At 69.8% G+C, this 4,813-nt stretch carries 5 protein-coding genes and 1 pseudogene; 3 read left to right on the forward strand and 3 right to left on the reverse strand.

All coding sequences use genetic code 11. The annotated features are described in order from the left end of the window. Positions 1-154, forward strand: a pseudogene (locus tag QZV84_RS03130) (kynureninase); the annotation flags it as partial. 30 nt (positions 155-184) lie between these two features. On the opposite strand, the gene pip reads toward QZV84_RS03130, so the two are convergent. Both pip and QZV84_RS03140 read right to left on the reverse strand, forming a co-directional pair. Continuing rightward, on the reverse strand, positions 185-1,159 hold the full coding sequence (gene pip / locus QZV84_RS03135; protein WP_292825164.1) for a prolyl aminopeptidase: 975 nt from the start codon (positions 1,157-1,159) through the stop codon (positions 185-187). Continuing rightward, on the reverse strand, positions 1,156-1,305 hold the full coding sequence (locus tag QZV84_RS03140; protein ID WP_292825167.1) for a hypothetical protein: 150 nt from the start codon (positions 1,303-1,305) through the stop codon (positions 1,156-1,158). Before QZV84_RS03140 ends, pip begins: the two co-directional genes overlap by 4 nt. A 160-nt stretch (positions 1,306-1,465) precedes the next feature. On the opposite strand from QZV84_RS03140, the gene QZV84_RS03145 reads away from it, so the two are divergent. Both QZV84_RS03145 and QZV84_RS03150 read left to right on the forward strand, forming a co-directional pair. Further along, a complete protein-coding gene (locus QZV84_RS03145) occupies positions 1,466-2,491 on the forward strand; it encodes a malate dehydrogenase (RefSeq protein WP_292825170.1) in 1,026 nt (341 codons plus the stop codon). A 5-nt stretch (positions 2,492-2,496) separates the two neighbouring features. Further along, a complete protein-coding gene (locus tag QZV84_RS03150) occupies positions 2,497-4,230 on the forward strand; it encodes a sodium:proton antiporter (RefSeq protein WP_292825173.1) in 1,734 nt (577 codons plus the stop codon). A 55-nt stretch (positions 4,231-4,285) separates the two neighbouring features. Here QZV84_RS03150 and QZV84_RS03155 read toward each other — a convergent pair. Next, positions 4,286-4,813 (reverse strand): ATP-binding cassette domain-containing protein (locus QZV84_RS03155; RefSeq protein WP_292825176.1); only part of this gene is annotated, 528 nt, incomplete at its 5' end.

Raw genomic sequence — 4,813 nt, forward strand, 5'->3', positions numbered from 1 at the left:
GGTGACCGCCCGGCTGTGGGCCCAGGACGTGATCCCGGACTACCGCGACCCGGGCGGACTTCGCATCGGTCTCTCGCCCCTCTCGACGAGCTTCACCGAGACCCTCGACGGCATGATCGCCGTCCGCGACGCGGTAGCCACCGAGATCGCCTAGCCGGGTCCGACCGGCTCGACGCGGCGATCGTTACGCGGCGAAGCGGTCGGTCGCTTCGACCAAGGCGGCCGCGATACCCGGCTCGCTCGCCGAGTGACCGGCATCGTCGATCACGACCAGCTCGGCCTCGGGCCAGGACCGGTGCAGATCCCACGCGGTCATGATCGGCGTGCACACGTCGTAACGGCCCTGCACGATGACCGCCGGGATGCCGCGCAGCGACGCCGCGTCTTCGATGAGCTGCTGATCGCGCAACCATCCGTCGTGCAGGAAGAAGTGGTTCTCGATCCGCGCGAAAGCGGTCGCGGCGGCCGGCTCGGTCATGCCGGCCACCAGCTCCGGGTCGGGGCGCAGCGTGAGGGCGGAAGCCTCCCAGCGGGACCACGCGACCGCCGCGGGCACGTGCACGGCCGGATCGGGGTCGCTCAGCCTGCGGTGGTACGCCTCGATCATCCGCGAACGCTCGAGCACCGGGATCGGCGTGATGAACTCCTCCCACCGGTCGGGGAAGATCGCCGACGCGCCGCCCTCGTAGAACCACTCGAGCTCGTGGCGGCGCAGGGTGAAGATGCCGCGCAGCACGAGTTCGGTGACGGCATCCTGGTGGGTCTGCGCGTACGCCAGTGCGAGCGCGCTGCCCCAGGAGCCGCCGAAGACCTGCCAGCGCTCGATGCCGAGGTTGCGGCGCAGCAGCTCGATGTCAGCGACGAGGTGCCACGTGGTGTTGAAGCGCAGATCGGCATCGGGGTCGCTCGCATGCGGGGTGCTGCGACCGCAGCCGCGCTGGTCGAACAGCACGATGCGGTACTTGTCCGGGTCGAAGAACCGCCGGTGCCAGGCCGAGGTTCCGGCGCCCGGCCCGCCGTGCAGGAACACGACCGGCTTGCCCTCGGGATTGCCGCTCTGCTCCCAGTACAGGCGCTGGCCGTCGCCGGCCATGAGCATCCCGGACTCGTATGGCTCGACCTCGGGGTAGAGGCAGTCGAGCGTGCTCGCGCCTGTCATGTGTTCCTTCCCGCGACAGCGAACGTGTCGCACAAGTGGACGCAGGGCCCCGCGATGCCGCCCCCGGCGGCCGCCACAGCAGCCACCGCAGCCCCGCGGCGTCGGGCGGAGTCGCCGCCGACGCCCGCGTCGTCGTTGAAGGTCATGCGTTCACGGTACCGGTGCCCCCCGCGCCGACAGCGGACATTCCGCCGTCAGGGGGGAGATTGCTTCAGCAGCGTTCCGTGCACAGCCCGCTGTGCTCCCTGGCGTGGCCTGCATCGGATGCCGCCGCGAACACCGCGGGCACACCAATATGCTCGAAGGATGGCGCCATCTGCTGAGCGGGGCTCCGCCCCCACGACGACTGTCACGATCACCGGGGCGGGTGGCCAGATCGGCTACGCGCTCCTGTTCCGCATCGCCGCAGGAGAGATGCTCGGCCCCGATCGGCCGGTCCGGCTGAAGCTGCTCGAGATTCCCCAGGGCCTGCGCAGTGCCGAGGGAGCCGCCCTCGAACTGCAGGACTGCGCGTTTCCGCTGCTGCGCGAGGTCGACCTCACCGACGACCCGACCGTTGCGTTCGACGGGTCCAGCATCGCCCTCCTGGTCGGCGCCCGACCGCGCGGACCCGGAATGGAGCGCGCGGACCTGCTGGCCGCCAACGCGGGGATCTTCGGGCCGCAGGGGGCGGCCATCAACGCCCACGCAGCCGACGACATCCGCGTCGCCGTGGTCGGCAACCCCGCCAACACGAATGCGCTGATCGCCGCGGCATCCGCCCCCGACGTGCCGCCGGACCGGTTCACCGCGCTCACCCGCCTCGACCACGATCGTGCACTCGGGTTGCTCGCCGAGGCGCTCGACGCCTGGCCCGACGAGATCGAGGGCCTGGCGATCTGGGGCAACCACTCGGCGACCCAGTTCCCCGACGTCTCGCACGCGACGGTGCGCGGCGAGCGGGTCGCCGATGCCCTCGGCGCACGGCTCGGCGGCCGCGTCGAGGCATGCGCCTGGCTCGATGACGTGTTCATCCCGCGCGTCGCGAAGCGGGGCGCCGAGATCATCGAGGTGCGCGGGTCATCGTCTGTCGCGTCGGCGGCCAACGCGGCGATCGAGCACGTGCGTGACGAGCAGTCCGGCACGGCCTGGACCTCGGCCGCGGTCATCTCGCGCGGCGAGTACGACGTGCCGGAAGGTCTCGTGTGCAGCTTCCCGGTCGCATCGGACGGCACCGGGTACCGGGTTATCGAAGGGCTCGAGATCGACACCCGCGCGCGCACCCGCATCGACGCCTCGGTCGACGAGCTCGCCGCCGAACGTGACGCGGTTCGCGCCCTCGGAGTGCTGTAGCAGCGATGGAGCTCCTGCTCATCGCGGTCGTCGGGGTCGTGGTGATCGCTCTGGCCACCGCGCTCGCACCGCGAGTGGGCATCGCGGGGCCGCTCGCGCTTCTCACCATCGGCATCGGTGTCAGCCTGCTGCCGTTCTTCCCGGCATTTGAGATCGATCCCGAGATCATCCTCGTCGGGGTTCTGCCGCCGCTGCTCTATTCGTCTGCCGTGTCACTGCCGGCGATCGAATTCCGCAGGGACTTCCGCTCGATCACCGGACTGTCGATCCTGCTGGTGCTGCTGAGCACCGCCGTGCTGGCGATCTTCTTCGCCCTGACCATCCCCGGGATCGATGTCTATCTCGCGATCGCCCTCGGTGCACTTCTCAGCCCCACGGATGCCGTGGCCACGTCGATCGTCAAGAGGCTCGGCATCTCCCCCCGCGTCGTCACGATGCTCGAGGGCGAGAGCCTGCTCAACGATGCGACTTCGCTCGTGCTGCTGCGCACCGCGGTCGCCGCGATCGCCGTCGGCAGCGTGCCGATCGGCGGCGCGGTCCTTGCGTTCGGGTGGGGAGTCCTGATCGCCGTCGTGATCGGTGCCCTGGTGGGCCTCGTCGCGTTGCGGACGCGCGCGTGGGTGGCGCACTCGGCGGCGAATACGGCGTTGAGCTTCGTCGTGCCGTTCGTCGCCTACATTCCCACCGAGCAGCTCGGGGGATCAGGACTCGTCGCGGCCGTCGTCGCAGGCATCGTGACCGGACAGGGCGCCGCGCGGTGGTTCACTCCCGAACAGCGGCTCTCGGACGAACTGAACTGGCGCACCGTCGAGCTCACCCTCGAAGGCGCGGTCTTCCTCGTGATGGGACTGCAGCTCAAGGAGATCGTGCGGGCCAACATCGAAGAGCATCAGGGCATCTGGCAGGCCACGTGGCTCGCGGCATCCGCGATCGGCGTCATCCTCCTGGTCCGGGCCGGTTACGTCGCCATCCTGGTGTCGTCGCAGGGCCGCCGAGCGCGGCGGCTCACCCGCGAACGGCTGGAGGGCGTCAGCAACCGGATCGACGTCGTCGAAGCGCAGGGTCGCGACGCCCCGGGGGCAGTGACGAGAACTCCCACCTCCACCGTGCGGCGCGAGAGACGAGTGCAGAGGATGCGCATTCGCGTCTCGCGCGCGCGCGCCGATCTCGACTACTACCAGACCTCGCCGCTCGGCTGGAGGCACGGAACCGTGATCGTGTGGGCGGGCATGCGCGGTGTCGTCACCCTCGCGGCCGCGCAGACGCTCCCCGACGGGCCGTTCCGGGCGCTGCTGATCTTCGTGGCGTTCCTGGTCGCCGTCGGCAGCCTCGTTCTGCAGGGGTTCACGCTGCCTTGGCTGGTGCGCCTGCTGGCCCTCGAGGGCTCCGGCGGTGGGGGGCCGACTGCGCCGGAGCAACGACGCCTCGACGACGAGATGCGCGCGGCCGCGGCATCCAGCCTGACCTCGGGCGCCCTGACGAGGCGGGACGGGTCGGCGTTCTCGGCGCATCTTGTCGAGACCGTCGGCGCACGGCTGACGAGCCCGCCCGACGATGAGACGACCTCCTACGCGCACGATGTGCTGGAACTGCGCCTGGCCCTCATCGACGTGATGCGCATGCGCCTGAACGACCTCTCGCGCGACGGCACGTTCAGCACAGCCGCGCTGCGCCACGCGCTGGCCGAACTCGACGCCGATCAGCTCAGCCTGCAGCTGCGGCTCGACGACGACTTCTGAGACTCGCCCGATCGTCCGGCTGTTGAGCGAGAGCACCGAGACGAAACGCGCGACGTCAGGCGCCGACGTAGTTCTTGAGGTGCGTGGCGGTGAGGGTGTCCGCTTTCGCGATCAGGTCGGCGGGGGTGCCCTCGAAGACGATCGTGCCGCCGTCGTGTCCGGCGCCCGGGCCCAGGTCGATGATCCAGTCGGCGTGGGCCATCACGGCCTGGTGGTGCTCGATCACGATGACCGAGTTTCCGGCCTCGACAAGTCGGTCCAGCATCCTCAGCATGTTGTCGACATCAGCCAGATGCAGACCTGTCGTCGGCTCGTCAAGAACATAGATCGCCCCCTTCTTCGACATGCTGATCGCGAGCTTGAGACGCTGGCGCTCACCGCCCGACAGCGTGTTGAGCGCCTGGCCGAGCGTGATGTAGCCGATGCCCACGTCGATCATGCGCGCGAGGGTCGTGCGAGCGCTGCTGACGGCTTTCGAGTCGGCGAAGAACTCTGCGGCCTCCGCAGCCGACATGCCGAGCACCTCGGCGATGTTCTTGCCGTCGAGCGTGAATTCCAGGACCTCGTCGCTGAAGCCCGTGCC

This window comes from Microbacterium sp. (genome assembly GCF_011620715.1).
Lineage (GTDB): Bacteria > Actinomycetota > Actinomycetes > Actinomycetales > Microbacteriaceae > Microbacterium.